This window comes from Corallococcus sp. AB038B, from assembly GCF_003668955.1.
Classification (GTDB): Bacteria; Myxococcota; Myxococcia; order Myxococcales; family Myxococcaceae; genus Corallococcus; species Corallococcus exiguus.
The window spans coordinates 1-26642 of record NZ_RAWO01000020.1; the positions used below are offsets into that span (position 1 = coordinate 1).

At 68.9% G+C, this 26642-nt stretch carries 23 protein-coding genes; 6 read left to right on the top strand and 17 right to left on the bottom strand.

Features of this window, described 5'->3' with window-relative positions; translation table 11 throughout:
* The coding region (locus tag D7Y04_RS46105) for a hypothetical protein (RefSeq protein WP_233601816.1) at positions 1-298 on the top strand (298 nt) is incomplete at its 5' end.
* A gap of 565 nt (positions 299-863) precedes the next feature.
* Here D7Y04_RS46105 and D7Y04_RS40930 read toward each other — a convergent pair.
* Positions 864-1949: an SGNH/GDSL hydrolase family protein gene (locus tag D7Y04_RS40930; RefSeq protein WP_120596303.1), complete on the bottom strand. Its 1086-nt coding sequence runs from the start codon at positions 1947-1949 to the stop codon at positions 864-866.
* Positions 1950-2176: 227 nt separating this feature from the next.
* On the opposite strand from D7Y04_RS40930, the gene D7Y04_RS40935 reads away from it, so the two are divergent.
* Positions 2177-3463 (top strand): chloride channel protein, encoded by a 1287-nt coding sequence (locus D7Y04_RS40935; RefSeq protein ID WP_120596304.1) that lies wholly within the window; start codon positions 2177-2179, stop codon positions 3461-3463.
* 6 nt (positions 3464-3469) lie between these two features.
* Here D7Y04_RS40935 and D7Y04_RS40940 read toward each other — a convergent pair whose 3' ends face one another.
* From D7Y04_RS40940 to D7Y04_RS40985, 10 genes are all read right to left on the bottom strand, one after another.
* The gene (locus D7Y04_RS40940) at positions 3470-4195 is read right to left on the bottom strand and encodes a carbonic anhydrase (protein WP_120596305.1); all 726 of its coding nucleotides are present in this window, start codon (positions 4193-4195) and stop codon (positions 3470-3472) included.
* A gap of 132 nt (positions 4196-4327) precedes the next feature.
* Entirely contained in the window at positions 4328-5617 is a 1290-nt protein-coding gene (locus D7Y04_RS40945; protein WP_121762868.1) for a CapA family protein, read from the bottom strand.
* A complete protein-coding gene (locus D7Y04_RS40950; RefSeq protein ID WP_120596307.1) occupies positions 5617-6375 on the bottom strand; it encodes a trans-aconitate 2-methyltransferase in 759 nt (252 codons plus the stop codon). The genes D7Y04_RS40945 and D7Y04_RS40950 overlap by 1 nt, the downstream gene beginning before the upstream one ends.
* A gap of 63 nt (positions 6376-6438) precedes the next feature.
* On the bottom strand, positions 6439-7842 hold the full coding sequence (locus D7Y04_RS40955; RefSeq protein ID WP_120596308.1) for a hypothetical protein: 1404 nt from the start codon (positions 7840-7842) through the stop codon (positions 6439-6441).
* A gap of 107 nt (positions 7843-7949) precedes the next feature.
* On the bottom strand, positions 7950-8723 hold the full coding sequence (locus D7Y04_RS40960) for a serine protease (protein ID WP_158620679.1): 774 nt from the start codon (positions 8721-8723) through the stop codon (positions 7950-7952).
* A gap of 55 nt (positions 8724-8778) precedes the next feature.
* Positions 8779-9423, bottom strand: coding sequence for a uracil phosphoribosyltransferase (gene upp, locus D7Y04_RS40965; protein WP_120596310.1), 645 nt, complete (start codon positions 9421-9423; stop codon positions 8779-8781).
* 23 nt (positions 9424-9446) lie between these two features.
* Positions 9447-10655, bottom strand: a complete 1209-nt coding sequence (locus D7Y04_RS40970; RefSeq protein ID WP_121762869.1) for a URC4/urg3 family protein — start codon at positions 10653-10655, stop codon at positions 9447-9449.
* Positions 10648-11901: a GTP cyclohydrolase II gene (locus tag D7Y04_RS40975; protein ID WP_121762870.1), complete on the bottom strand. Its 1254-nt coding sequence runs from the start codon at positions 11899-11901 to the stop codon at positions 10648-10650. The genes D7Y04_RS40970 and D7Y04_RS40975 overlap by 8 nt, the downstream gene beginning before the upstream one ends.
* A 70-nt stretch (positions 11902-11971) precedes the next feature.
* Positions 11972-13456 (bottom strand): CoA-acylating methylmalonate-semialdehyde dehydrogenase, encoded by a 1485-nt coding sequence (gene mmsA, locus D7Y04_RS40980; protein WP_120596325.1) that lies wholly within the window; start codon positions 13454-13456, stop codon positions 11972-11974.
* A 180-nt stretch (positions 13457-13636) separates the two neighbouring features.
* Complete coding sequence (locus D7Y04_RS40985) at positions 13637-14077, bottom strand: hypothetical protein (RefSeq protein ID WP_120575805.1); 441 nt, start codon at positions 14075-14077, stop codon at positions 13637-13639.
* Between the two features lie 270 nt (positions 14078-14347).
* On the opposite strand from D7Y04_RS40985, the gene D7Y04_RS40990 reads away from it, so the two are divergent.
* A complete protein-coding gene (locus D7Y04_RS40990; protein ID WP_147477308.1) occupies positions 14348-16087 on the top strand; it encodes a PilZ domain-containing protein in 1740 nt (579 codons plus the stop codon).
* On the top strand, positions 16084-16830 hold the full coding sequence (locus tag D7Y04_RS40995; RefSeq protein ID WP_121762872.1) for a hypothetical protein: 747 nt from the start codon (positions 16084-16086) through the stop codon (positions 16828-16830). The genes D7Y04_RS40990 and D7Y04_RS40995 overlap by 4 nt, the downstream gene beginning before the upstream one ends.
* Before the next feature lie 15 nt (positions 16831-16845).
* On the opposite strand, the gene D7Y04_RS41000 is transcribed toward D7Y04_RS40995, so the two are convergent.
* From D7Y04_RS41000 to D7Y04_RS41015, 4 genes are all read right to left on the bottom strand, one after another.
* Positions 16846-18075: an AAA family ATPase gene (locus D7Y04_RS41000; RefSeq protein WP_121762873.1), complete on the bottom strand. Its 1230-nt coding sequence runs from the start codon at positions 18073-18075 to the stop codon at positions 16846-16848.
* A gap of 179 nt (positions 18076-18254) precedes the next feature.
* Positions 18255-18779: a GNAT family N-acetyltransferase gene (locus D7Y04_RS41005; protein WP_120596316.1), complete on the bottom strand. Its 525-nt coding sequence runs from the start codon at positions 18777-18779 to the stop codon at positions 18255-18257.
* A gap of 401 nt (positions 18780-19180) precedes the next feature.
* Positions 19181-21145, bottom strand: coding sequence for a DUF4091 domain-containing protein (locus D7Y04_RS41010; RefSeq protein WP_121762874.1), 1965 nt, complete (start codon positions 21143-21145; stop codon positions 19181-19183).
* Between the two features lie 103 nt (positions 21146-21248).
* Positions 21249-22493 (bottom strand): phosphatidylserine/phosphatidylglycerophosphate/cardiolipin synthase family protein, encoded by a 1245-nt coding sequence (locus D7Y04_RS41015; protein WP_120596318.1) that lies wholly within the window; start codon positions 22491-22493, stop codon positions 21249-21251.
* Positions 22494-22689: 196 nt separating this feature from the next.
* Between D7Y04_RS41015 and D7Y04_RS44730 the strand changes: the two genes are divergently transcribed.
* Positions 22690-23592: a hypothetical protein gene (locus D7Y04_RS44730; RefSeq protein ID WP_158620680.1), complete on the top strand. Its 903-nt coding sequence runs from the start codon at positions 22690-22692 to the stop codon at positions 23590-23592.
* Between the two features lie 166 nt (positions 23593-23758).
* Positions 23759-23932, top strand: coding sequence for a hypothetical protein (locus D7Y04_RS45315; protein WP_167508051.1), 174 nt, complete (start codon positions 23759-23761; stop codon positions 23930-23932).
* A gap of 94 nt (positions 23933-24026) precedes the next feature.
* On the opposite strand, the gene D7Y04_RS41025 is transcribed toward D7Y04_RS45315, so the two are convergent.
* Together D7Y04_RS41025 and D7Y04_RS41030 are read right to left on the bottom strand one after the other, a co-directional pair.
* Positions 24027-25253, bottom strand: coding sequence for an ABC transporter permease (locus tag D7Y04_RS41025; protein ID WP_120596320.1), 1227 nt, complete (start codon positions 25251-25253; stop codon positions 24027-24029).
* A 21-nt stretch (positions 25254-25274) separates the two neighbouring features.
* Entirely contained in the window at positions 25275-26501 is a 1227-nt protein-coding gene (locus tag D7Y04_RS41030; protein ID WP_120596321.1) for an ABC transporter permease, read from the bottom strand.
* Between the last annotated feature and the right edge of the window lie 141 nt (positions 26502-26642).

The window sequence follows — 26642 nt, forward strand, 5'->3', positions numbered from 1 at the left end:
CGAGACCCGGCTAAGGAGTCTCGGCTCGCTGATTCGTCGGCACTTCCCTCTCGCTGCGCTTTTCAGCGCTGCTCTTGAGGTGAAGCGCCCTCAAAAAATTGACTGCGGGTTTCCGCAATCCATTACTGCTTGGGCTTGCTATTTGGTTTTCAAAGACCGAGCCGCTTGTTGCGACTTTGTTGCTTGCCGGCTTGTTTCGCCCGGCGGGGTTGCAGCTTCTATTTCAGTTCGCAGTCAGCGTCAACTTCGCTTTTGCGTCCTGCGGGCTTCTTCGAAGTTCGTCGGCGCCGTCCAGTGACTTCCGCCGTTTCTTTTCGAAGGGGAGCGGCTTCTACTTCAGCGCCGCGTTCCCTGTCAACCGCTTGCTGTCAGCTTCCTTCACCGCTTTGCGTCCGTCGTGTTGCCTTCCGGACCGCTGCTTCTTCGGTGGGGCGCGGCTTCTATCTCTTCGCCGCGTTCGCTGTCAACTCGCTTGGTTGACTGCCCTATTTTCTTTTCGGTGCTGCTCTCTCCCCGAAGTGCCTTCCGCGCCAGTGCGCGGGCTTCGAGGTGAGGGGCGCGGCTTCTACCTCTTTGCCGCGTTCGGGATCAACAACCTTCGTCGATCCTTTTCTTCCCCCGCGCTGACCTTCCGAGGCCCAGGGCCCCGCCGGTCGTCGCGGAGGGGGCACTCTCTAACGCTTCAGGCCGAAGACGTCAAACCTTCGTTTGAGCCGAACCTGATCATTGGCGCTCCGACGAATAGAGGCCTGAACGCCTGGCCGCTGACGGGGCTGCTGGCCGCTCCGTCGGTCCGGACACGACAAGGCCCCCGACCCGGTGACAGGTCGGAGGCCCTTTCTCCCTACGGATGCCGCTTCAGCTCACGGCGTCGCGGGGTCGAACGTGGAGATGCTCCAGCCCATGCGCTCGTGGCCGAACTTGTTCCAGTCCGGGTTCTTGCCGTTGACGACCTGGGCGTCCGTGTAGGACGGCGCCCCGGAGCCGGAGCCGGAGCCGGAGAAGATGTTCACGCTGATGGTGGAGCCCGTGTACGTGGGGTGCGTGTTGTCCGACTGGATGTAGTCGTAGCTGGTGCTGCTGTTCGCCAGGTGGCCGTTCGCGTCGCGCAGCGTGCTGCGCAGGGTGACGCTGATGCGCTGCACGTAGGCGTCCTCGGTCTCGCCGGCGCGGTACGCGATGGCCTCGGAGTCAATCTGGCCGTCGCCGTTGCGGTCGTAGTCCGACGCCATCATCTCCGCGAAGGAGTCCGAGCACTTGAAGCCGTACTTCGCCGCCAGGTTACAGGCGCGCCAGTTGCTGCGCGCCAGCAGCGGCAGGAAGTACTGCTGCTTGTTCACCTTCTGGCCCGTCGTCGCGTCCGTGCAGGCCGTCAGCACGTTGTCCGCGTCATAGCCGGGGTAATAGATGTTGGAGATGACCTTCACCTTGGCGGTGGTCGCGTACTGGTTGATGGTCTGCATGCCACGTTCCATGTACGTGGTGCAGGTCGCCAGCGCGTTCTGCAGGCCGCTGTAGTTACAGGTGCCGGTCTGGTCGGTGAACGCGCTGCGGGCCTGCAGGTAGTCGTTGCCGCACATCTCGAACATCACGACGCGCGTCTTGGCGTCCTGCATGTAGGAGCGCTCGGAGACGATCTTGTTGTTGTAGATGTCGTCCGCCTTCGCGCCGGACTTCGTGCGGCGGATGACCTCCACGTTGGCGCCCCACTTCTTCGCCGCGTACTCACCCTCCACCACCGGGGCCGCACGACGCCCCACGCTGGAGATTCCGCCGTTATAGCCGGCGAAGATGGAGTCGCCGTAGGCCACCACCCGGTACGTCTGCGACGCCGAGCGGTTGATGGTCCACGACGTGTTCTGGTTGATGGTGCTGGCCAGCGCGGTGCCACTGAGGGTGGTGGCGGCGAGGACGGCGGCGAGGGACAGCCCGCTGCGACGAACGGACATACCGGCTCCTGAAGAGGTAGGGGGTTCCCGCCCCGGCAATGGGGAGAGGCCGCGCACGGTACACGGCTTTGATTCAGGAATCACTCCGCAGACCGGAATTAACTCCGCACTATGTATTCCATGTTGAACATGAATTCCGCCACGATGCGTCACAGGGGTGCTGTCGCGCGCCCTTCTCTGACGCGGCGCTTCCGGTTGACGCGTTGTTTCACGACTAGAGTGCGGCCATGAACATCTCCGGGAGCGCCCGAGCATTGGGCCAGTGGCTGCTGTTGGGCGCCATCGTGGGGGGCGTTTGCGGCGTGGCGTCCGCGGTGTTCCTGGCGCTGCTGGAGGAGGCCACGGAGTTCCGGCTGGCGCATGAGTCGCTGGTGTACGCGCTGCCCTTGGCGGGCCTCGTCCTGGGGGCGGTGTATGGCCGGTGGGGCGCGTCCATCAAGGGCGGCAACAACCTGGTGCTGGACACGGTGCATGAGGGCGACGCGGTGATTCCCCTGCGCATGGCGCCCATGGTGCTGCTGGGCACGGTGCTCACGCACCTGTTCGGCGGGAGCGCGGGACGCGAGGGCACCGCCGTGCAGATGGGGGCGAGCCTGGCGGACCAGATTGCCTGGCGCTTCCGCGTGGCTCCGGAGACCCGGCGCGAGCTGCTGGCGGCGGGCATCGCGGGCGGCTTCGGTTCGGTGTTCGGCACTCCGCTGGCGGGCACGGTGTTCGGGCTGGAGGTCGTGTGCGTGGGCCGGCTGGGCTACGAGGCGCTCCTGCCCGCACTCACGGCCGCCGTCGTGGGCGACCTGGTGACTCGGGGGCTGGGCATCCATCACACCGCGTACCCGGTCCCTCAGGCGCTGGCGCTGACGTTGCCCGTGCTGGGCAAGTGGCTGGTGTTCGCGGTGGGCATCGCGGGCGTGGCGGTGGCCTTCATCGAGGGCACGCATGGACTGAAGCGGGTCCTGGAGCGCCGCGTGCCCTGGCTTCCCGTGCGCATGGCCCTGGGTGGCCTGGGGGTGGTGGGGCTCTGGAAGCTCGCGGGAACCAGCGACTACCTGGGCCTGGGCGTGCCGGGCATCCTTCGCGCGTTCGAGGATGTGTCGCTGCCTTGGGGTGCGTTCGCCTGGAAGCTCGTGTTCACGGTGGTGACGCTGGGCGCGGGGTTCCTGGGCGGTGAGGTGACTCCGCTGTTCTTCATTGGCGCGGCGCTGGGCAATGTCCTCGCTCGGCTTTTGGGACTGCCCGTGGACCTGGGCGCGGCGGTGGGCATGGCGGCGCTGTTCGCGGCGGCAGCCAATACGCCGCTCGCGCTGTCCCTGATGGCGGTGGAGCTGGTGGGCGCCTCCGTGCTGCCTCACGTGGCCATCGTCGCCACGGTGGCGTACCTGCTCACGGGCCACCGGGGCATCTATCCGTCGCAGCGCATCGCCCGGAAGAAGCTGGGCGGGCCTCTGCTGAACCGGGTCGTCGCGTTGCGCGACCTGCACGAGGAGCCCCGAAAGGAATCCGAGGCGCCTCGCTAACGGGCGCTACTTGGAGGGGACGAGCCCCTCCGTGTGCCAGAACTCCACGTGCCCGGTGTCCAGCGAGTAGATGGCGGAGACGACCGCGAGCTCGCCCGCGTCGACCTTGGCCTTGAGGAGCTGGGAGCGCTCGGTGAGCTGGCGGGTGACGGCGTCCACGTTCGCGTGCGAGGCCTTCACCACCTTGGGGTCGTGCCTGTCCGCATCCGTGAGGTGGGCGTCGACGAGGTTGCTCTTCACGGAGGAGACGAGCGCGTCGAGGTTGGGCGAGCCGGTGCTCTGGCCGTCCGGGATGGTGAGACCCGCCTTCACGGCGCCGCAAGACTCGTGGCCCATGATGACGATGAGGCGCACGCCCAGGTTGGCGACGCCGTACTCGATGCTGGCGACGACGAGGGGCTCCAGTTCGTTGCCGGCCTCGCGCACGACGAAGAGCTCACCCAGGCCCTGGTCGAAGACGAGCTCCGGGGGCACTCGCGAGTCGCTGCAGGTGACGACGATGGCGTGCGGGTGCTGCTCGTTGGCCAGCGCGTGGCGCACCGCGAGGGTCTGCGCGGGGTGGCGTGCCACGCCCTTGGTGAAGCGCAGGTTGCCCTGCTCCAGCCGGTGGAAGGTGACCGGCGGCGCTTCGGGCTTCACGGTGGGGTGGGACGGATGCGGGTCCTGGGCGAGCGCGGGCATGGCGATGCCCAGCAGCGCGACGGCCGCGGCGGTACGAAGAAGAGGAATCATGGGGTGTGACCTGGGGTGGGGTGTACGCCGCAAGACGTGGGTCCGGGCGCCCCGCAGGGGTAACAGGGTGGCGAACCGGAAACCATGAACTCCACGGCAGGCTCCGCCGTCGTACGTCTTCCTACCTGAGGTTCAGGGCACTGTTTGAGCCGTCAGGCCCACGGCTCTGTCGTCCCTTCGCCTCAGCTCCGGGGTGGCTATCTGGAACTCCGTGGGCAGCATCCTCAGGATGCGTTCGCGGCGGTAACGGGCGTTTGTCAGGCGCTGCTCCAGGGCGGCCTTCTCTGCTCGGGTCGCCTTGTCGGGCTTCTCGGTGCGCTGGGTGAGGGCTGCCAACCTTCGCGAGACCTCTTCAATCTCGCGGTCGATGAGCACCGGTTGGATGTTCCGCTTCGCTTTCGCCTTGCGGCCCTGGGCGTTGTTTTCAATCCAGACCGGCAACACTGAAACATCCGCCAGGGACACCGGGGCTCCGGGCTCCGACCTGGTCACTCCGACTCGCAAGAGCAGTGTGTCTCTCTTGTCTCCGTCCTTGCCCAGCTGTCCCTTCACGTGCCGGTAGAAGCGCGCCTGGTTCGCCACCAGGTTGCCCAATGAGTAGGCGATGAAACCCCGGCGCCCGGACTTCGTCGTGTAGGCCTCCAATGGCTGCAACACGTGCGGATGGTGACCGATGACCGCGAAGGCTCCTGCTTCCAGGAAGGACTGACCCAGGGCCCTGTCCAACGGGTGCGGCGTGTCCGTGTACTCGCGCCCCCAGTGCCCCATTACGAAGAGCGCGTCACACTTCGCTGCCGCTGCTCGCACCCGCTCCAGTGCCTCCTCCGGTTTCAGTCCCCTTCTCGAGGCGTGCTCCGGGTAGGGCAACAGCGCTACGTGCGGCGCGTCCGCTTCCTTCGGGTTGCTGAAGCCGTTCAGGCTCCTCGTGAAGGAGAGGAAGCCCAGCTTGAGGCCTCGCACCTCCATGAACACCGGCTCCCAGGCCGCGTCTCTTGTCGTCCCCGTGCCCGTGTGGCGCAGTCCCGCTGCGTCCAGGTGTCGCAGCGTCTCCACCAGGCCTTCCACGTGCTGATCCCTTGCGTGGTTGTTGCCCGTGGACACCACCTTCACTCCGGCGTTCACCAGGGCCTGCACCATGGCTGGGGGCGCGTTGAAGACCAGCTCCTTCGTGAAGGCCTTGGTGTTGGCCGTGACCGGCGTCTCCAGGTTCACCACGCCCACGTCCGCGGTGCGCAGCACGTCCGACAGCGGGCCGAAGACGTGGTCCCAACCTTCGTGGTTTCCACTGCGCGCGTGGGCCTTCGCCACCGACTTCACCTCGCCGTGCGGAATCACGTCTCCGCCAAAGACGAGCTCCACTCGCGCGGGCGCGGCCATCCCCCACAGCGGGATGAACACCAGCAGGGCCCCCCACCCTCGCATCAGTCCTGCTCCCGCACTCCGATGAATACTTCCCGGTTCCAGGGGTCCCTGCGCGTCGTCGCGGGACAGCCGGCCTCTCTCATCCATTCGAGCCAGTCTTCACGCCGGAACAGTCCGAAGCGGTGGCGCTCCTGTGACATGCTCACCGTTCCGTCCGCTTCGCGCAGCAGATAGGCGAACGCGGTCTCGAAGGTCTCGTCGTCCGGATCCGGATCCCAGGTCCACATGAGATAGCGCATTCCTCGCCCGTCCGGCCCGTCGTGGCCTCCGGACTCGGTGAGGGGCTCGAAGGTCTCACGCACGCAGTCCGGCAACAGCACCACCCGGCCTCCCGGACGGCAATGCGCCACCGCTGTCTGGACCGTGGCGCGCGCGTCCTCGCGGTCCACCGCGTACATGATGGCGTCGTGCACCATCACCCGATCGAACGTGCGCCCCAATCGCAGCGAGCGCATGTCCCCCACGCGGTGCTCGCACTCCGGATTCACCTTGCGGCTCACCGCCACCATCTCCGCCGAGCGGTCCGTCAGCGTCAGCGTGAAGTGCTTCTTCATGTGGAAGGCCAGGCTTCCTCCGCCCGACCCCAGTTCCAGCATCGTGCTCGCCGGGCCCTCCTCCGGATGCAACATGGGGAGCAGGTCCTCCGCCTCCTCCCCGTACTCCTCCGGTGGCGAGAACAACGGCCACCAGCCGGCAAGGTCGGTGTAGAGCTGTGGCTCCTCCACGGGAGGCGGGAGCACGGTGCGCAACGACGACATGGATGACTTCCTCGGAGATGGGGCACCGTTCTACCGCCCGGACAACCCGTGCGTCCATGAGGCCTAACGGACCTGGATGGCGTCCGCGACCACGTAGGTCCCCGCCGTCACCCACCGGCTCAGCTGGACCTTGTTCCACCCCGCCGGGAAGCTCCACGTGCCGAGCGTGTTCCACCTTGCTCCGTTGACCGTCTGGTTCACCTTCACGTTCGCCAGCTGCGTGCCGGATGCGTTCGTGACGATGAAGGGCGCGACCGTGGAGCGGTCGCTCGCCGCCGTCCACCACGCGTCCACCGTCTTCGTTCCCGCCGCGGACATGTAGAACCAGAACGTCGCTGGCTCCGACACCGCTGCTCCCTGAGACACCAGGTAGCTGGTGCCGTAATAGCCCGCCACGTTCGTGGACGAGGCCCAGCTCGCTCCCGTGAGCTGGATGTAGCCCTTGGACTGGTCGTTGTTCGCGTTGTTGCTGTCGATGACCAGCCCCGTCGACGAGCCTCCACCGGACGTCCACAGGTACGTCACGTCCACCCAGTCGTTGTTCGACATGCCCAGGTCCGTCCAGAACGTCCCGTCCGCGATGTCGATGCCCGCGGGGTTCGACGGCCGGCGCCCGAACTGGTCCAACCCGCCGTTGAAGTTGTCCTGGTACGCCGCCTGCGACTCCGGCTTGCCCTGCGGCAGCGTCTTCCACATCTCGCGCACGCTGGACGGGTTCCAGTAGTCGTCCTTCGTGTTCCACGGGCCCACGTCCCAGACGGACGTCGTCGCGCACTTCGCTGTCTTCGAATAGCAGACGCGCACCTGGTACTCGGAGCCTCCGTTCGACGCGAGCCCCCGCCGCGACGGCAGCGCGACGAAGCGGTCGTTGGTCTTGATGACGTGGCCGTTCGCCGTCGTGCCTCCCACCAGGCCCTCACGGGTGGCATAGACGCGGTAGGTCAGCGGCGCGAGTGTCTGGAGCCCTTCCTCCGTGCCTCCTTCGCGCCAGCCATCCAGGTCCACCGCCTGGACCACCGGACCGCGGCCTCTCTCGTCCGCGATGAGCGCGAGGCGCACCTGCACCTCCGTGCCCGAGCGGGGCAGGCGCACGGCTTCGTCTCCCGTGGCGGTGCGCCATTCGCTCCAGGCTCCTCCGGGGGTTCTCACGCGCACGTCCACTTCGACGCCCTGCCCCAGGCCTACTGCCGCCTGGACTCGCGGGCGGAAGGTGTCCACGGGCTGCTCGAGCGTGCGCGCCGGAAACTCGAAGAGACCCGTGAGCCGGCTCAGACCTTCGGGACGGCGCATCACGGCGTTGGGTTCGTAGAGCAGCCCGTCTCGCGTGCCCACGAGCTCCGACGTGCCTGTTCCGGCGGAAAGATTCTCCGTCCAATGCTGCGTGCCGGGCTCCGCCGCCTCCACTCCTTCCGCGAAGACCGCGCCCAACATCACCGCCATCAGGGTGGACCGCCACGACGCGCGCATGCCTGGACTCCCGGGAAATGGACAAAAACGTTTAGGCCGTTCAACGTTTAAATCCGTATTTCCCGGTTCTCAAGAGCCAAGGTGTGAAACAGCGTTGGCTCAGTGCATCACGTTCCGTTGATGACGGAGCGGATCCACGGCGTGTACGTGGCCACGTTGGTGAACATGGAGAACGTGTTGCACTGGTTGGAGCCGAACCCGCTCACAATCCCATACAACTTCCCGTTGAAGGCCAGGGGTCCTCCATCGTCCTTCGTGCAGACGTTGGCGGTGGCGCTCGGCGTCGTGCACAGCACCGCGCCGTTGACGTAGTCGCTTCCCACCATGTCCCGGCAGGTGGCCGTGGAGGTGATGCTCAGGCTCACTCGCTTGAGCGCATCGGAAGTGGGTGCTGTCTGGGTGCGACCCCAGCCGCTCGCGACGTACGGCGCACCCAGGGGCGCGGGCGCATCCGGCAGCGTCAGCGTCTGCACCGCCTGGGAGAGGTTGAAGGGCTGGGCGAGCTGGAGGAGCGCGACGTCGTGGACCGAGCCGTTGTAGGACGGGTGCATCACCTTGCGCGATACCGCTCGGTACTGCTCGTCCGCCTCCACCGAGCCCAGCCGCAGGTCTCCCGCGTAGATGCGCATGGAGGCGGGGGTGACGCCCTCGACGCAGTGGGCGGCCGTCACCACCCAGCCGGCCCGGAGGAGCGTGCCTCCGCAGGTGAACGCGCCCGTCACGTGGAGGCGCACCTGGTGGGGCAGCTCGTACCGGGCAGCGATGCCTCCGCCGAGGATCTCCTGGGTCTGGACGCCGGGGACAGCTACCTCATCCGGCTCTCCACCACAGGCGAGGAACCCCAATGCCATCAACGCGGATGCGAAACGGGATGTCTTCATGCGGTGAGACATGAAGGATTCATGCCTCACCGTCAATCCTGGAAATCGAGACTAGTCAGTCCACCGACTTCGTGCCGAAGAGGCGGTCTCCCGCGTCGCCCAGGCCGGGCAGGATGTAGCCGTGCGAGTCCAGCTTCTCGTCGATGGCGGCGGTGAAGACTCGCACGTCGGGGTGGTGCTCGCGCAGGTTCGTCAGGCCCTCCGGACACGCGAGCAGACACACGAAACGCAATGAGCCCGGGCGGCTTCGCTTCACTCGCTGGAGCGCCGCCACCGCGGAGTTGCCTGTCGCGAGCATCGGGTCGCAGACGATGACGTCGCGGTCCTCCAGGTTGGCGGGCACTCGGTAGTAGTACTCCACCGCGCTCAGGGACTCCGGATCGCGGTACAGGCCGATGTGGCCTACTCGCGCGGAGGGGACGAGTTGCAGCAGGCCGTCCAGGATGCCCTGCCCTGCTCTCAGGATGGGCACCAGCACCAGCTTCTTGCCGTCCAGCGCCCAGCCCGTGGTGCGCGCCATGGGCGTTTCAATCTCCTCCTCGCGCAGCTTCAGGTCTCGCATCGCCTCGTACCCGAGCAGGAGGGAGATCTCCTCCAGCAGCGCCCGGAAGGCCGCCGTGCTCGTGTCCGTCCTGCGCATCACCGTCAGCTTGTGCTTCACCAGCGGGTGATCCACCACCGTGCAGTTCGGGAAGTCCATGTGTCGCCGTCCTTGTATGGGTTTCAGAACACCGTGCCGTCACTGCGGATGCGGATGGGCGGCACGCCTCCGGGGCGCAGCTCCGCCGCCACCCGGCGCCCCGCTGTCCACGTGCCTCCCTGGAGCACCTTCGCCAGCGGCAGCTCTTCCGCGCTCAATTCCAGACGCCCTCGCACCAGCGCGGCCACCCGGTCCAACAGCGCCACTGTCAGCGCCCTCCACTCCACGATGGGCGGATCACCCGGGCCGTAGACCTCCGTCGTCAGGCGCGGGTCCTGCGGCACCAGCACGCCCAGGTCCACGAAGAGGCCACCGTTGCGGTACTCCGGCAGGCCGGTGAGCGCGTCCAGCTCCGTCACCGTCACGCCCGCCTCCGCCAGCGGCTCCACCAGCGAGTACGCCAGCCACTGGGACAACTTGTGGAAGGGCACCAGCGCGTCCGCGCTCCCCGGCGGTCCGAGCGCCGGATGCGGCCACACGTCTCCCAGGTTCACTCCGTCCACCGTCGTGCGACCCGGCCAGATGGGGCCCAGCACATCCAGCAGCGTGCCCAGCACCTCCGCCGCCCTCACGCTGCGACGGTGCGCGGCCAGCATGTCGAACAGCGACCCCGGTCTGGGCAGCACACGCGACAGCGCCTGCATGAGGTGCAGGCGCCCTTCCACTCCCAGGAGCGGATTGGACTCCGACACCTGGAAGCCGCGCTCGAGCTGCTCGCGCGTCATGCGGCCCAGCGCCTCCGCGTCCGCGCGCAGCGGCCGGTCTGGATCCGACGAGAAGCCGCCCGCCATGAACATGCGCAGCGACGCCACCGCCAGTCCCTCCGAGCGCACGTACGACGCGCCTCCGGGCTCCTGGTAGCGCCACGCAGGGCCGCTGCCCGCGTCCAGCAGCACGCTCACCACGCCCAGGTCCACCTTCGCCCTGGCTCTTTCCTCCGGCGGCAGCGGGGCCAGCTTCGACTCCAGCTGCGCGAGCCTGGGCACGCCTCCCGCGTCGAAGTGCCTCCAGCGGCTGTGCACCGGGATGTCCAGACGGGGGTATGCCTCGTGCGTCACCGCCAGCACCCGGTCCACCACCGTGGGCAGCCGGGACGGCTCTACCCGGAAGTACTCCAGCCGGCCGGCGAGCCCCAGGTCCAACACCTGGTGACAGCGCTCGCGGATGGCTGCGGGACTGCGCAGCCACGCCACCGTGGGTGACACCTCCTGCACCCGGATCGCGTCAAGCATCGAGGTCCCGTCCCTTCACCTGCGCCAGCTCCCCCGCGTCCGCCACCGGCCCTCGCGTGAAGTAGCCCGCGGCCTTCTTCGCCTCCATCTCCACCTTCGCGTCGGCGGGGATGAGTCCATCCGGGATGGGCACTCGCTCGAGAATCTCGATGCCCGAGCGCACGATGGCGTCGTGCTTCATGTCGCTCATGGAGATGAAGCGGTGGATGCGCGTGATGCCCAGCCAGTGCAGCACGTCCGGCATCAGCTCCTGGAAGCGCATGTCCTGCACTCCCGCCACGCACTCCGTGCGGTGGAAGTACGTGGCCGCGGAGTCTCCGCCCTCCTGGCGCTTGCGAGCGTTGTAGACGAGGAACTTGGTCACCTCGCCCAGCGCTCGGCCCTCCTTGCGGTGGTAGACGATGAGCCCCACCCCGCCCTGCTGCGCCATCCGCACGCACTCCTCGATGCCGTGCACCAGGTAGGGCCGGCAGGTGCAGATGTCGCTGCCGAAGACGTCCGAGCCGTTGCACTCGTCATGCACCCGCGCCGCCAGCGGCACGTTCCGGTCCGCCAGTGCGGCGATGTCTCCAAACACATACAGCGACAGACCGCCGATGGGCGGCAGGAAGACGTGCAGGTCCGGGCGGGTGATGAGCTCCGGGTACATTCCTCCGGTGTGCTCGAAGAGGCCGCGGCGCAGCGCGCCCTCCGTGAGGCCGAAGCGTTCGGCGATGCCGGGCAGGTACCAGACGGGCTCCACCGCGGCCTTCGCGACCTTCACGTCGCCATTGGCCGCGACCAGGTCGCCGTCCACCTTGAGGCGCCCGGCGGCCATGGCCTCGCGCACCTCCGGCATGTTGATGTGGGCCCGGGTGACGGCGATGGTGGGCCGGTAGTCCACGCCCTGCTCGGCGTAGGCGCGGAACACCTGCGAGGCCACTGCTCCCCAGGGGTCCAGCGACACGATGCGCTTGGGGTCGCTCCACGCTGGATGCGGGCCCACCTGCGCCGCCGGCGAGGTGTTGGTCAGGTCCGCCTTGTGGTCCTGCGGCAGCTTGCCCGCGGACACCGCCAGCGCCCGGTAGATGGAGTACGCGCCCGAGTGCGTGCCGATGACGTTTCGGTTCGCGGGGTCGGAGAGCGTGGCCACCACCGGGCCCCGGCGCAGCGGCTCCGACTCGCCCCAGCGCAGGGGGACTCCGGGCGCCTGCCCGTCGGGATGGGACGTAAGACGGATGTGATTGACGGGCTTCTTGTCAGCCATGGGTGCACCCTCCTTGGGGGGCGCGGGAGAGGAATGATGTCTGGGAATGGAAAGACGCCGGCGCACGGCGTCAGCTCATCCACGAGCCGTCGGTGCGCGCTGACCACTTGCGCGTCACCTTCTTGAGCTGGCTCCAGAAGTCGAGGCTCGACGGTCCCGTGATGTCCCCGTGGCCGAACTTCGACTCGCCCGTGCCGCCGAAGGAGAAGGGCTCGCGCGGCACCGGCACGCCCACGTTCACGCCCACCATGCCGGCCCTGGCGCCCTCCACCACCGACTGCGCCACCGCGCCGTTGGTGGTGAAGATGGACGCCGCGTTGCCATAGGGCGACGCGTTCTCCACCGCGAGCGCCGCCGACAACGTGGGCACCCTCACGATGGACAGCACCGGGCCGAACAGCTCGCGCCTCGCGGCCTCCATGTCCGGGCGCACGTTGTCCAACACCGTGGGCCCCAGCCAATGACCGTTCGCGTAGGCCTCACCCGCAGGACGCTTGCCTCGCCCGTCCAGGAGCACTCGCGCTCCGTCCGCCTGGGCCTTGGCGATGGCCGTCTCCAGCCGATCCACCGCGCCCCGGTCGATGAGCGCTCCCATGCCCGGGCCGACCTCCAGGCGCGAGGCTCGCCGGAGGATGTCGTCCACCAGCGGCTGCACGTCCCCCACCGCGAGCATCACGCTGGCCGCCATGCAGCGCTGGCCCGCGCAGCCGGTGAACGAGTCCACCACCGACTGCGGTGTGAGCTCTGGATCCGCGTCCGGCACCACGATCAGGTGGTTCTTCGCTCCGCCCAACGCCAGCACCCGCTTGCCGTGGCGGCTGCCCTCTACATAGACGTGCCTCGCGACCGGGGACGAGCCCACGAAGGCCAGGGCCTTCACGTCCGGGTGCTCCAGCAGCGCGTCCACCGCAGGCTTCGCGCCGTGCACCACGGAGAAGACTCCCGGTGGATAACCGGCCTCCACCATCAGTTCGCCCATGGCGGTCGCGGTGAGCGGCACCTTCTCCGACGGCTTGAGGATGAAGGCGTTGCCCACCGTGACGGCGATGGGGAACAGCCACAGGGGCACCATCGCTGGGAAGTTGAACGGCGTGATGCCGGCGACGACGCCCAGGGGTTCACGCCGGTATTCGCAGGTGACGCCCCGGCTCACCTCCAGGTGCGCTCCGCTGTCCAGGTTCTGGAGCGACAGGGCGAAATCACAGACCTCCATGCCCTTGAGCAGGCCCGCGCGGCCCTCCGCCACCGTCTTGCCGGATTCGCTCGCGGCCAGGTGCGCGAGCCTTTCCAGGTGCGTCTCCAGCAGCGTGCGGAAGCGTTGCAGGAATTGGGTGCGCTCGCGCAGCGGGGTGACCCGCCAGCCTTGCGCGGCGGCCTTCGCGGCCTCCACGGCCTGGGCGACACCGGAGGCGGTCGTCAGCGGCACCCGGCCGATGAGTGCGCCGGTATAGGGACTGCGAACATCCTGCGCGGACGCTCCGGCCGGAGAGACCCACTCTCCGCCCACGAGGTTGCGACAAGAGACCACGCTCTCGGGTAACCGAACAAAGGACACGCGCACCCCCCCGGTGTTGCGTGACAAATGGACGGCAAGGATAGACGCAACCCCGGAAGCCAGGGCAAGGCGGGGGGCGTCACCGTGTCATTGCTTGATCGGAAGCAATGGATCTCCCCATGTTGCTCTGTTGCAAACCCGACCGATGCACGGGTGCGCGAACGTGCGCGCCGCGCCTCGTCAGGCCTGGGAGAGCATCCGCTGGTGCCGCTCCGACAGCGCGGAGGTGTCCGTGAGGGTGCGCAGCTCCGCGATGGCGGTGGCGTCCTCGGTGTCCGGGTTGAGGCCGAGTGAGATGGCCTCCAGGTACAGCTCCAGCGACAGCAGGAAGCGCGAGTCGGCGGTGAGTGGATCTCCCTGCTCGCGCATCAACTCGCCGTCCTCTCGCACCAGCTTCGCGAGCATGCGCGCGCGGGAGGCGGTGCCGAGCAGGCGCGAGGTGGACTCGGCGTCCGCGAGGATGAGCGCGCCGTACTCCATGCCCAGCACGGTGAGGGCGGTGTCGCGGATGTGGTTGCGTGCGTCCCCATACCGCTTCTCCTTCCGGGCCTTGAGGATGCTGGCGATGGCGGCGGCGAACTGCTCGGCGGCGCGCTCGATGAAGTCCTTGCGGAGGGACATGGGCTCCACAGGGTAAGCCCGACCCGGGGCGCACGCACCTTTCCCACCGTGGAGGCACCCCCCTGTCACATGAAACCCGTGGGGTTCCACGTGGTTTCAACGTCAGGTGAGACAACGAGAAAGCCGCGGACCGCACCGCCGGTGCTCGTGTTCCCCGGGATTCGATGACCAACCGGGTGGACCGGCTCCGTATCCATTTCAAGCGCGGATCCACGGGAGTCCTGGGTGATTCGCGCGCCCCCCCGACGTCATTCATCTGGAGAGTCCACCGTGGGAGCGCCTTTCGCTCGCGCACAGCTGCGTCCGTTGTCCGCGGCATCGGCCCAGGAATGGGAGGTGCGGTGGGACGTCACCGACTCCGAACGCATCCGCGTCATCCTCGCCACCGCCGCCGCGCTGGGCTCGCCCGCCCTGCTGCGACGGGGAGACTCGGCGTCGCCGCTGCGGCTGGAGACGCTGGAGTTGGAAGGTGGAGTCCTCCACTGGTCCGGGCTGACGGTGGATCCGGGCGCGGACGCTTGGGAGGTGGAGGTGTTTGGCCATGGCTGCGTCTACCGGATGCTCCTGTCCGGCGAGACCGCGGAGCCGGGGACGTGGGTGACGCCGCTGCCTCGTCAGTTGATCCAGGTGCGCCGCCGGGCGCATCGGCGTGCTCCCGCGCCTTCGGACCTGCGCTTGCGGCTGCCGCTGCCGGGATGGCTGGGCCGGGAGCGCGACGCAGTGGATGTGTCCCTGCACGGGATGGCGCTGCGGATGGGCGCTGGGGAACGTCTTTCGCCGGGCCGGGTGCTCCAGCCCATCGAGCTGCGCACGGCGGCGGGTGAGGTCCTGTCACTGCGCGGAGAGGTGCGCCATGTGTCAGACCGCGCCGATGGGGAGCTCCTGTGCGGGCTCCTGATCACGCCGCTGACCGCCGAGGACTCGGAGCGATGGCAGGCGCTGGTGGCTCGGGCCCTTCATCCGACGACGTGCACCGATGGTGCGCGGGTGGCGGAGCAGTGGCGGCTGTTCATCGACTCCGGCTACTTCAACCTGGCCGGCAGGTCCGCGGAGGACTTCGCGTCGCGGCGGCGGAGCTTCATCGAGCTGGGCCGCCAGGCCGGTTCGATGGGCTCCGTCCTCACCGAGGTGGTGTGGCCTTCCGAGCGCGGCGTGGAGGCGACGCTCTCCGTGATGAAGCCCTACCGCTCCGTGTGGATGGTGCACCAGCTGGCGCGGCGCCAGGACGCCACCCGGTTCGAGCGCCTCAAGGGCCAGATGCTGCGCGAGCTGTACGTGCACTGCGTGGAGCACGCGCAGCGGGACAGCGGGTTCCGGTGGTTCGCGGCGTACATCGAGTCGACCGTGCCCTTCACGTACCGGTCGCACGTGGGATTCGCTGACCGCATGGCGGCGACGGGTCGGACGCTGATGCTGCCGATGCGAATGATTGACGTCGAGTGTGGCCATTCCCCTGCCCCTCCGCCGGTGGGTCTGGAGCTGGGGCCCGCGACGGAGGCGGAGCGGCGGCTGCTCGTGGAGCGGATCGCCCTCACCCGCCCCGCCTGCTACGCCGAGGCGTTGGACCTGCGCCTGGAGACGCTGGACCTGCGGGACGTGACTCGGGCCTGGCAGACGGTGGGTCTGGTGCGCGAGCGGCACCTGCTGGTCGCTCGTGAGGGTGCGAAGCCGGTGGCGGTGGCCGTCCTGGAGTCGGGGCCTCCCGGCACCAATCCCTTCGGGCTGCTGGACTCCGTGCGGGTGTTCGCGCTGTCGCCTCGTGCTCGGCAGGCCTATCCGGCGCTGATGGATGGGGCTCGCCGCTGGTTCGCGGACCGGGGCCGCGACGGTTTCACCTTCCTGGCCGAGGAGGCTGGTGACGTGGAGGCCTCGGGTCTGCACGACGCCGCTCCCGACGCGAAGCCCTCCCTGTGGCTCATCCCCGCCGACCTCGCTCCCGAGTTCCTGGAGCACATCCACGAGCAGACAGCACCCCGTCCGCTCTCCCACCCCCAGAAGGAGCTGTCATGAGCCTCATCCAGACGCAGTACCTGCCGCACGCCATGGAAACCCGCGCCCGCCTGGAGACGGAGCCCGTCGTGCGCACGCTCCTGTCGCCGGACATCACTCCGGACCTGATGGCGCGCTTCCTCATCGAGTGGTCCGCTCGCGGCGCGTACATGACCGAGCCCGTGGACGGATGGATCCGCGGCGCCGGTGAGCGCTGCATCGCGCTGGGCCAGGAGAAGGTGGGCCGGCAGCTCATCACCCACGCGAAGCACGAGGCCGGCCATCACCTGATGACCCTCCAGGACGCGCGCGTGCTGACGGCGCAGTGGAACGCGAGCCACTCGCAGCAGCTGGACGCGGATGCACTGGTCGCCCAGGCGCCCACGGCCGCCATGCTCGAGTACCGGCAGGTGCACGACGAGGCCATCACCGGCGAGCTGCCGCTGGGCCAGGCGGCCATCGAGTACGAGGTGGGCTACCTGGCGGTGGTGCTGGTGCCTCGCATCCTGGCGCGCGTGCGCGAGGTGCTGGGACAGGGGACGCTGGACACGCTCACCTTCCTGCGCGAGCACGCGGAGGTGGACGTGGGCCACACCGCGCTCAACGAGCGGATGATGGAGGGGATGCTGAGCACCCATCCCGAGGAAGGCCGGCGGCTGGCGTCGTTCGGCTCGCGCGGGTTGGACTGCTACCTGCGCTTCCTGGACGACTGCATGGAGGCGGCGCGCCGGAGCGTGGGCGGCGTCACCGCGGCGGCGGCCTGACGGCTTGCCGGAGGGTCACGGAGCCGCGTGGCTCCGTGACTTCCAGTACTCGCGCTGCGCGGGCACGGAGACGAGCTGTCGCTCCGGATAGCGCAGCGCGGTCAGCTTCCCTCCGAACACACAGCCCGTGTCCACGCAGAGGGTGTTGTTCACCCATTCGGATTCAGTGACGGGGGTGTGGCCATACACGACCGTCGCCGGTCCGCGGTAGTCCCGGGCCCAGTCGGCTCGCACCGGCAGGCCGTAGGCGTCCGCCTCGCCGGTGGTCTCTCCGTAGAGGGCGAAGTCGCGCACCTCCGGGGTGTCCCGGCCGTGCATGGACTCCTTCAGGCCCGCGTGCGCCACCACCAGGTGGCCGTCGTCCAGGACGTAGTGTGGCGAGCGGGCTTCGATGAAGTCGGCGACCGCCTGGGAGAATCCGGGCGGCTCACGTTCCAGTTGCTCCAGCGTCATCGCGAGCCCGCGCGCCACGCGCACGTCCTTGCCACGCAGCTTCTTGAGCAACTTGATTTCGTGATTGCCCGGCGCGCACAGCGCGGTGCCCGCCTCGACCATTCCCATCACCAGGCGCAACACGTCCGTCACGCCCGGCCCTCGGTCCACCAGGTCGCCCAGGAAGACGACCTTGCGCCCGTGGGGCGTGCTCACGTCGAAGCCGGGGCTGCCGTCCGCTCGCGGCGCGACCGTGTAGCCCAGCTCCGTCAGCAGGGCCTTCAGCTCGTCGAAGCAGCCGTGGATGTCTCCGATGATGTCGAAGGGGCCGTGCTCGTCCTGGCGGTGGCACGGCAGCGGGCGGTGCTCGAAGGCCACCGCGCCCGCCGTCTCCGGCGTGAGCACGTGCACGTGCCGGATGCCTTCCTTCGTCAGCCCCTTCAGCGCGTTCTGCAACTGCTGCACCTGATTGCGCAGGGCTCGGGGACTGGCGTGCGACCCGGACCGCGTGCGGTTGCGCTCCAGACAGAGCGCTTCCGGCGTGTCCATGGCCACCGCGACCAGGGCCACGTGGTGGTCGCGTGCCAGGGTCACGTAGTGACGACGTGACTCGGCACTGAGGGGGACGCCGTCGATGACGGTGAGCGTGCCCTTCGCGAGCCTTCGCGCCACCTCGTCGTGGAGCTTCGTTTCGTTGCTCGTGCCGGGCAGCACGTCCTCGGGGAGGAAGTGCGCATTCGCGAGGGTGGACTTGCCGGAACCGGAGGGGCCTAGGAGCAGCACGAGCGACTGCTCGGGAACAGGAATCATCATGATGGGAACACCGGGGTGGGGGTCGGCGTACCGACCTGCGCCCCTTCCGGGGCAGGGCGCACGCCACGACTCCGGCGCGCGATCCCTTCCGGTGCCCGGGTCACGCGAGCCTTCGCGGACCCTCCGGCGTCAGACGGGATGCGCAATCCACGGATGAACGCGTTCCCGCCTGACATGCGTTACTTCAGGGGCAGCAGGTACGCCTCGAGGAACACGTCCGGACGGCGGTCCATGTCGCCCTCCGGCGTACGCTGGTAGCCCCGGCGCTGGTACATGCGCGCGACGCCCAACGCCCCCTGGCGCACGTGGAGGGAGATGGCGTCCACGCCCCAGCGCTTCGCGAGGACTTCCGCCTCCGCCAGCAGCGGCTGAGCCAGGCCCTGGCCGTGGTAGCGCACCGACGTGGCCAGGGCGCGCAGGTCCGCTGTGCGGGGCAGCCAGGCCTCGGTGCCGGGCGCGCCGGGCGGGTACAGGGCCACCGTGCCCGCGACCTCTCCGTCCACTTCCGCCACCATGATGGTGCACACCTTCCGCTTGGCGGCGACGTCGCGCAGGAACGCCTTGCGCTCCTCGGAGTAGACGACCTCCGGCAGCTTCTTCGCGTACTGCGTGACGTAGGCGTCCACCAACAGGTCGCCAATTGCCTTGTCGTCCTCGGGCCTCGCCTCGCGGATGACGGCTCGCTTCACCACGTCCGTGCTCATGCGCCGCCCTCTAGCATGACGCCCCGGAGCCCGCGCGGCGCTTCCGGGCAGGCATCCAGGCTTGTACCTCCCCCGTCCGACACGGGTCCGACCTGGCTACCAGGACCGGGAGTCCGGGACGCGGCGCTCCAAAACCTGTCCGACTGTCGGACAAGTTCGCGCGGTGTGCCTCCGGCGGGGAGGGCTCGGGAGTCCGGGACGCGGCGCTCCAAAACCTGTCCGACTGTCGGACAAGTTCGTGCCGTGTGCCTCCGGACTGGGAGGCATCGGGGGTCCGGGACGCGGCGCCCCAAAACCTGTCCGACTGTCGGACAGGTTTGTGCGCTGTGCCTCCGACAGGGCGGGCTCACCGTCTTGGCGCGTTGCGGCAGGCGCACGCGGTTCGCCTGTCCTCCTCGCGCCTACCTCTTCCGGGCGGGCACGGTCACGCGAGCGTGACGACGACGCATGCCGCCGAGTGCCCAGGCCGTGAACAACAGGCCTCCTGCGACCGCCGCCGTTCCGCCTCCGCCCGTGGTGCAGCCTCCCGCCTGGGCGTCATCGACCGCGTCCGGCGTCACGTCGGAAGTGGAGCCGGGCGCTCCCTGCGAGGGGCCTCCCGCAGCTTCGTCCGGCATGGGCTCCGTGCCTCCGTCCGTCGGCGTCTGCGTTCCCGCGTCCGGTTGCTGCGTTCCCGCGTCCGGCGTCGGGGTCGCGGTCAGTTCCTCGTAACGATGGATGAGCTTCAGCCTCGCTGTGTCGAACGCGGCGCCGTCGTCCGTCACTCGCGACGCGGCTGGAATCAGGTCCCTGGCCACCTTGCGCGCGAAGTCCGGGTCTCCCGCGTCACTCACCGCCTTGAGCCACTCGTAGTCCTGCATGCCCTGGCGGATGAGCTTGAGCCGCAGCGATGCCACTGGCACGTCCGTCTTGCCACCGATGGCCTGTGGCGTGCCCGGGTAGAAGAGCGTCCCGTCCCCGTTGCCGTTGAAGCGGTACTGGTCCGTCCATGCCGTGGAGAGCATGCCCACCGACTGGTAGTAGAGCTCGCCCGTCGCGCCCTCCAGGAACGTCACCCACTCCATCGCGCGCGCCTTCGCCGCCGACCGGTCCAGCATGTACGACGGCCAGCCCGCGCCCGGCTTGTTCTCCGGCGCGTTGGTCCCATACGCACAGCCGTGGCTCATGCAGCTCTGATACATCCACAACGCTGTTCCCGGACGCTCCAGGAAGTTCGTGTACGTCCCGCGCTGGTCGCCCCGGAAGTTCGCGTCCGTGCCGTCCAGGTGGTTCACCAGCGGCACCGCTGTGTCCACCGCGTCCTCCAGGCTGTTGGCCTTCAGCTCGCGCGAGTTCGTCGTCAGCATCGTGCGCAGCCCGGGCGCCGCCTGGCGCACCAGCTCTCCCGTCGCGCGCACCTGCGCGAAGGGCGTGCCGTAGGGTGGCTCGTCCCCCAGCTGCACGTAGGCCCGGTCCAGCCAGCCCTTCGCCTTCATGTGCGCCGTGAAGTCCTTCAGGTTCGCCGCGTCGAGCGGACCCACGTACTCCAGGCTCGTCATCCTCGCGCCTTGCAGCCGATTGGGCGCCGTGCCGTCCAAGTACGGTCCCCACGTCGCGTCGAAGGTGCTCCACTCCGGCGGCCACGGCTTGCGCGGGAAGAGGCTGGAGAGCGTGAAGCGGTGCTCCAATGCCATCCGCTGATAGCGCGTGAGCAGCGGCTGCAACTCCTCCGGCGTGCAGTCCTCGCGGCCCGTGTGCGCGCGGCACACGTGCGGCGGCCAGAGCAGGAACGCCGAGGACAGCGAGGACGTGCTCGGCAATGCCGCGTCCACCACCGTCAGCCTCGCCGTCACCTGCCGCTGGAAGCCTCCGTCCGCCTCCACCGTCACCGTGCCCGTGTAGTCCCCGGGCGGCGCGTCCTTCGGCACGTGCACGTCCACCCAGATGGCGCGTGCCTCCTTCGCGGGCACGTCGAAGGGGAAGGCGCTTCGCGTCTCACCGGCGATTTCGTCCGTGTCTGGCACCAGCCCGTCCGGCCACGCACCCACGGACTCTCCCGCCACCGACGCCTGCTTCGTCGCGACGAGCGCCTCGCGGTACAGCGTCACGTCCGGCCCCGTCAGCGTCGTGGAGCCCGGGCCCTCCAGCGCGGGCAGTTTCGCGCGCACGCCCTTCAGCCCCGTGTCTCCGCCTTGCAGCGCGACCTGGAAGGAGACGAACTCGTTGCGCGCGGCGGTGAGCCGCACCTCGGTGGCGCTCCGGGCGGCGGTCCCCGGCCGCACCTTCACCATCATTCCCTCGCCCCACACGGCGGGCCCGGCCGCGTACACCGGCAGGGCCACGGTCAGCGACAACAGGGCGGCACGGAACGGTCGAATCGAAGGCATGAAGAGACCAACGCGACCCGGCCCCGCCTGCCTTCCCGCCTCGGATGTTCCTTGTCAGCCGGACAGGCAGACGGCCGGGGGCTCTACGCCTCGAACGGCGAGTTCAGAGGAAGTCGCCGATGAACCACGGCAATTGCTCGCTCAGCCTCTGAAGCAGGCCTCGCCGCTTCCAGCCGTGCCAGTGGACCTCCGCCGAGTGCTTGAGGTCCGCCTCGAAGGACTTCGCCAGTTCCTCCGCCAGCACCGGGTCCTCCACCATCACCGAGCCCTCGTCGGTGTGGCTGAGCGCCAGCGGATCCAGGTTGGTGGAGCCCACGATGCTCAGCGTGTCGTCCGCGACCAGCGTCTTGGAATGCATCATCGAGATTTCGTACTCGTAGATGCGCACGCCGGCCTCCAGGAGCCTCGCGTAGGACGCCCGCTGTGCGTTGAGCACCGGCTTCACGTCGTGGTAGCGGCCCGGCACCAGCACCCGTACGTCCACGCCCTCACGCGCCTTGAGGATGAGCATGTCGCTGATGGCTTCCGACGGGAGGAAGTACGAGTTGGCGATCCACAGCCGGTGCTTCGCGGACGCGATGGACAGCAGCCACATCTTCGTGGCTTCCGACAGGAAGCGGTGCCCGGTGCTGGCGACGAAGAGGGCTCGCGCGTTGCCCGCGGGCGCGAGCTCCGGGAAGGACTCCGGAGGCAGGAAGGCGCCGCCCGCCTCCTGCCAGTTCTGCGCGAACGCGAGCTGCATGCCTCGCACGACGGGGCCCCGCACCCGCACGTTGGTGTCTCGCCAGGTCTCCGCCGCGTCGCCGTTGCCCAGCCAGCTGCGCCAGATGCCGAAGCCGCCGGTCAGCGCGACCTCGCCGTCGCGGATGACCATCTTGCGGTGCATGCGCGCGCGGATCCTCACCGCGTCCAGGGACGTCACCGCGCCCTGGTAGGGACGGTAGATGCGCACGTCGCAGCCCGCGTCCGCGAGCACCGGGGCCACGACCTCGAAGTTCACGCTGCCCAGCGGATCCACGATGACCCGGCACTGCACTCCAGGGGCCCGCTCTCGCAGCGCGATGAGCAACCGGTCCGACGGGATGCCCGGACGCCAGATGTAGCTGGCGATGTGGATGCTGGAGCGCGCGGCGCGGATCTCCTCCTCGATGACGTCGAAGACCTGGCCGTTCTGCACCAACTCCACGCCGTTGCCGGGCTCCATCGGGATGCCCAGCGTCTGCTCGATGGCGAGTTCCCTCTCCGCCGGGTCCTCCGGCAGCGCGCGCAGGCGCAGGTCCTGTCGGTGGTTCGGGTAGGGACACCCCGCGGTGAGCAGGGCGAGCAGGATGGGCCAGACCAGCCGCACGGTCCGGAAGCTAGGGCAGCCCCCGCCCTTCCGCATCCGCCGTGTGTCGCCGAGAGGCGGAAGCGTGTGGATGGACACGAACACCGTCCACCCGCCGACGCTTGAGCCCCGTGGCACGAGAGGCCGGTGGTGCCGGACGCGCCGCGTGCGCACTGCTGGGTGCTCACGGCGAACACTCGGGGAGGACGGACACGGCATGGGGCGACAGGGGATGGCACCCGCGTACAGAGCGCTCCTGTGGGTGGGCCTGTTGGGGGCACCGGCGGCGTCCGCCTCGGTGTGGATGCAGGACGTGCCGCCCTCGGGGGATGTTTCATCCTCGCCTCGGGATGAGCAGCCGCCCACGACGGACACGCCCGCGCCACAGGCTGGCGACGTCCTCGCGCCTCGCGATGGACCGCGCGAAGCGGATGCGCCCGCGTCCTCCGCTTCGCCCTCGGACCGGCCTCCGTCCTCCGAGCCCGAACCTCCGCCGCCTCCGCTGAGGCCCACCGTCCTGGATGCGCCGTTCCTGGACGCGGATCCTCCGCTTCCCGCCGTGCCGCCTCGCCAGCTGCGGCCGTTCATTCCGCACGGTGAGCCCGACACGGAGGCACCTTTGTCCGCCGGCACCTGGGTCGCGCATGGCGGTGTCACGCTGCTGCCCCTGGGCACCGTCTGGGCCGCGACCCGCGTGGGCGGTGACACGCGCCTGGGCGCCTCCGCCGCGGAGGCCGCCGCGGGCACCGTGCTCGCGTCACTTCCGGGACGCTTCCTCTTCGTCCATCCCTCCTATCCGCAAGGACGGTGGATGGAGCTGGAGGTGGGCGCGTTCGGCGCCGCGATGGTCGTCACGCCTCCCATCGCGGCGCTCGGCACCTGGGGCATGGGCGAAATCGCGTTCGGCGACAGCCAGGATCGCGGCCACGCGTACCTGGGCGCGCTCGGCGGCGCGACCGTGGGAATGCTCCTGGGCATCGCCGCGCATGAAGGCCTGCGCCACCTGGCCGGCTCCAGCGAACGGTTGGACTTCCTGCGCCAGTACCTCGCGTTCTCGCTCATCGGCAGCGGCGCGACGGTGGGCTATCAGTGGAGTCGCACCCCCACTCCCAGGCGTTGACGCATTGTTTCGCCGCATCGGTGTTTCAAATTTCTTCCCGCGTGCGGCGCCTTGGCGCCCCGCCCTCCGCGCGTGCGCACGTGCCTGCAATCTCGCCAGTGGTGTTGTCAGCCCCGGTCCCTAGAGTGCTCCGTGCAGCGCCAACACATCGCAGGGAGACGACACCATGCAGGCTCGCAAGAACGTCCGTCGCATCGCCTTCGTCCTCGCCGCCGCCGCCACCGTGATGGGCCTGGGCATCGCCGCCACGCCGTCCTCCGCCGACGCGCAGGACTGCACGCCCCAGTGTTTCAAGAACCCCATCTCCGGGCAGATCACCTGTACGTACCCCTGCCCGTAGTCCCGGGCCGGCCACGACCGTGATGAAAAAAGGCCCCGCCCGTTTCATGCCGGGTCGGGGCCTTCTTCATGCGCCATGCTCGGAGGAGCGCGTGCTACTCCGAGCGCATCGCCTCCACGGGGTCCAGCTTCGCCGCGCGCGCCGCCGGGTAGATGCCGAACGCCAGGCCCACTCCGCAGCTCATCACCAGCGACACCACCACGGACCACATGGGGACCTCCGTGGGCAGGTTGATCATCCACCGCGCCAGGTGCGCCAGGCCCACGCCCAGCGCCACGCCCACCGCGCCGCCCACCAGCGACAGCACCACCGCCTCCAGCGCGAACTGCGCGAGGATGCGGTAGCGCTTGGCCCCCAGCGCCTTGCGGATGCCAATCTCCCGCGTCCGCTCCGTCACGGCGACCAGCATGATGTTCAGGATGCCGATGCCGCCCACCAGCAGCGACAGGATGCACACGCCGAAGCTGGCCGCGGACACCGCCGCGGAGAGGCTGTTGAACATCTGCGTGGCGGACGCATTGTTGTAGAGGAAGAAGTCGTCCGCGTCGGTCGGCTTCAGCCCGTGGCGACGGCGCATGAGCAGCGTCACTTCATCCTGGGCCCGCTGGAGCACCTCCGGGGACTGCGCCTGGATGCTGATGCGGAAGTCGCGCACGCCGAACATGCCCGCGAACGTGGACAGCGGAATCATGGCCTGGTTGTCCTGGCTGCCGCCGCCCAGGAAGCCGCCCCGGCGCTTGAGCGTGCCCACCACCTGGAAGGTGCGGCCCAGGAGGCGGAACTCGCGGTTCAGGGGGTCCAGGCCGGGCCACAGCGTGTCCGCCAGGTCCTGGCCAATCACCGCCACGCGCCGTCCGTCCACGAACTCCGCGTCCGTGAAGGGCCGCCCGGTGGAGAGGCTCACCGAGTTGGTGTTGAAGTACTCCGCAGTGCCGGCCCAGACGTTCACGTTGGGACGTGACTCGCGGTCGGCGGTGGAGGCCTTCTGGCCGCCCTTGGAGTCCTCGCCGGCGGCCTGCGAGATGGAGGGCTGCGTGCGGATGGCGTCCAGGTCCGCGTAGGTGAAGCGCGGCCGGCGCGCGAGCTCCGCGATGGACAGCTCACCCTGGCCGAAGGGCAGCCGCTGCACCTGGAAGCAGTCGCTGCCCAGCTCCGACATCTGGTCGTTCACCTGGTTCCGGAGGCCCTCGATGAGGGCCATCATGGACACCACGGTGGTGACGCCGATGACGATGCCCAGCAGCGTGAGGAAGGAGCGCAGGGGGTTGGAGCGGAACGTGCCGAACGCCAGCCGCACCGTGTCCCAGAAAGCCATCCACATGGTCAGGTCTCCCGCTCGCGCCTAGTCGTGGCGGAGCGCTTCCACGGGGTCCAGGTTCGCGGCGCGCGCCGCCGGCCAGATGCCGAACAGCAGGCCCACCACCGCGGAGAAGCCCACGCCCAGCACCACCGTCATGGGCTGTACCGCCGCCGCCAGGGGCGTGAGGTAGTTCACCAGCCACGCGAGGCTCATGCCCACCGCGGTGCCCATCGCACCGCCCACCGCGGACACGCTGGCCGCCTCCATGAGGAACTGGAAGATGATGGTGTGCTTGCGAGCGCCCAGCGCCCGCCTCACGCCAATCTCACGCGTCCGCTCGCGCACGGACACCAGCATGATGTTCATGATGCCGATGCCGCCCACCAGCAGCGTGATGAGCCCGACGCCGGTGGCCGCGCCGTAGAGCGCGCCAGTGAGCTGCGCGTACATGTTGGCCAGCTGATCCGGCCGGTTGATGGCGAAGTCGTCCGGCGCGCCGGGCTTGGTGTTGCGCTCACGGCGCAGCGTCTCCGTGAGCCGGTCCTGCACTCGGGGGACGTTCTCCTGCTGGTCCACCGCGAGCACCAGGGTCACGTCACGCAGGGTGCCGAAGTGCCCCTGGAACGTGGTGTACGGCAGCATCACCACCAGGTCCACGTTCTGCCCCAGCAGCGTGCCTCGCTCCACGATGACGCCCGCGATGCGGTAGGGACGGCGGTCCACGAGGATGCGGTGGCCCACCGGGTTGATGCCCGGGAAGAGCACCTTGCCTATCTCCGCGCCAATCACCACGACGGGGGAGCGGTTGTCCACGTCCGCCTGCGTGAGGAAGCGCCCCTGCCCCATCTCCACGGAGGACGTCATCGCGTAGTCGGGGCTGGTGCCCATGGTCTGCACGGAGGCGAGCTTCCGGTTCTGGAAGGACACCTCCGCGTTGACGAACATCATGGGGGCCACCGCGATGACGTGCTCTGAGGCGGCGCGCATGGGCTCCACCAGGTCCAGCGAGAGCGTCTTGCGGTTGCGGTACGCCCACCAGTCCCCGTTCATCACCCAGGGGAACTTGGACACCTGCAGCGTGTTGGAGCCAATCTTGTTGAGCTGCTCCGCGAAGGAGCCGTTCAACCCCTGGATGATGCCGACGATGGCCAGCAGGGTGCACACGCCCACGCCGATGCCCACCGTGGTGAGCACCGTCCGCAGCCGGTTGGAGCGCAGCGAGGTCAGCGCGATGCGCGCGCCCTCCCACACGTCGACCCGGAAGTTCACGAAACCACCCCTTCACGCATGGAAGCCATGCGGCCCACCGCACCGGGAGGGACCCCGGCGGACGGGCCGCGTCAGGCACTCTACGCCCATGAGGGCCGCCCATTGCACGCGGCCTTCACCGGACGGCGTTTCACGGCGGGA

Excerpts from the sequence above, each read along its gene's own strand:
- D7Y04_RS40950 (WP_120596307.1), bottom strand. The coding sequence starts at position 6,375 with ATGTCGTCGTTGCGCACCGTGCTCCCGCCTCCCGTGGAGGAGCCACAG.
- D7Y04_RS40955 (WP_120596308.1), bottom strand. The coding sequence starts at position 7,842 with ATGCGCGCGTCGTGGCGGTCCACCCTGATGGCGGTGATGTTGGGCGCG.
- D7Y04_RS41025 (WP_120596320.1), bottom strand. The coding sequence starts at position 25,253 with ATGTGGATGGCTTTCTGGGACACGGTGCGGCTGGCGTTCGGCACGTTC.
- D7Y04_RS41010 (WP_121762874.1), bottom strand. The coding sequence starts at position 21,145 with ATGCCTTCGATTCGACCGTTCCGTGCCGCCCTGTTGTCGCTGACCGTG.
- D7Y04_RS41005 (WP_120596316.1), bottom strand. The coding sequence starts at position 18,779 with ATGAGCACGGACGTGGTGAAGCGAGCCGTCATCCGCGAGGCGAGGCCC.
- upp (WP_120596310.1), bottom strand. The coding sequence starts at position 9,423 with ATGGACTTCCCGAACTGCACGGTGGTGGATCACCCGCTGGTGAAGCAC.
- D7Y04_RS44730 (WP_158620680.1), top strand. The coding sequence starts at position 22,690 with ATGGGGCGACAGGGGATGGCACCCGCGTACAGAGCGCTCCTGTGGGTG.
- D7Y04_RS40970 (WP_121762869.1), bottom strand. The coding sequence starts at position 10,655 with ATGCTTGACGCGATCCGGGTGCAGGAGGTGTCACCCACGGTGGCGTGG.
- D7Y04_RS40930 (WP_120596303.1), bottom strand. The coding sequence starts at position 1,949 with ATGTCCGTTCGTCGCAGCGGGCTGTCCCTCGCCGCCGTCCTCGCCGCC.
- D7Y04_RS40985 (WP_120575805.1), bottom strand. The coding sequence starts at position 14,077 with ATGTCCCTCCGCAAGGACTTCATCGAGCGCGCCGCCGAGCAGTTCGCC.
- D7Y04_RS40975 (WP_121762870.1), bottom strand. The coding sequence starts at position 11,901 with ATGGCTGACAAGAAGCCCGTCAATCACATCCGTCTTACGTCCCATCCC.
- D7Y04_RS40960 (WP_158620679.1), bottom strand. The coding sequence starts at position 8,723 with ATGAAGACATCCCGTTTCGCATCCGCGTTGATGGCATTGGGGTTCCTC.
- D7Y04_RS40940 (WP_120596305.1), bottom strand. The coding sequence starts at position 4,195 with ATGATTCCTCTTCTTCGTACCGCCGCGGCCGTCGCGCTGCTGGGCATC.
- D7Y04_RS40945 (WP_121762868.1), bottom strand. The coding sequence starts at position 5,617 with ATGCGAGGGTGGGGGGCCCTGCTGGTGTTCATCCCGCTGTGGGGGATG.
- D7Y04_RS45315 (WP_167508051.1), top strand. The coding sequence starts at position 23,759 with ATGCAGGCTCGCAAGAACGTCCGTCGCATCGCCTTCGTCCTCGCCGCC.
- D7Y04_RS41000 (WP_121762873.1), bottom strand. The coding sequence starts at position 18,075 with ATGATGATTCCTGTTCCCGAGCAGTCGCTCGTGCTGCTCCTAGGCCCC.
- D7Y04_RS40995 (WP_121762872.1), top strand. The coding sequence starts at position 16,084 with ATGAGCCTCATCCAGACGCAGTACCTGCCGCACGCCATGGAAACCCGC.
- D7Y04_RS40935 (WP_120596304.1), top strand. The coding sequence starts at position 2,177 with ATGAACATCTCCGGGAGCGCCCGAGCATTGGGCCAGTGGCTGCTGTTG.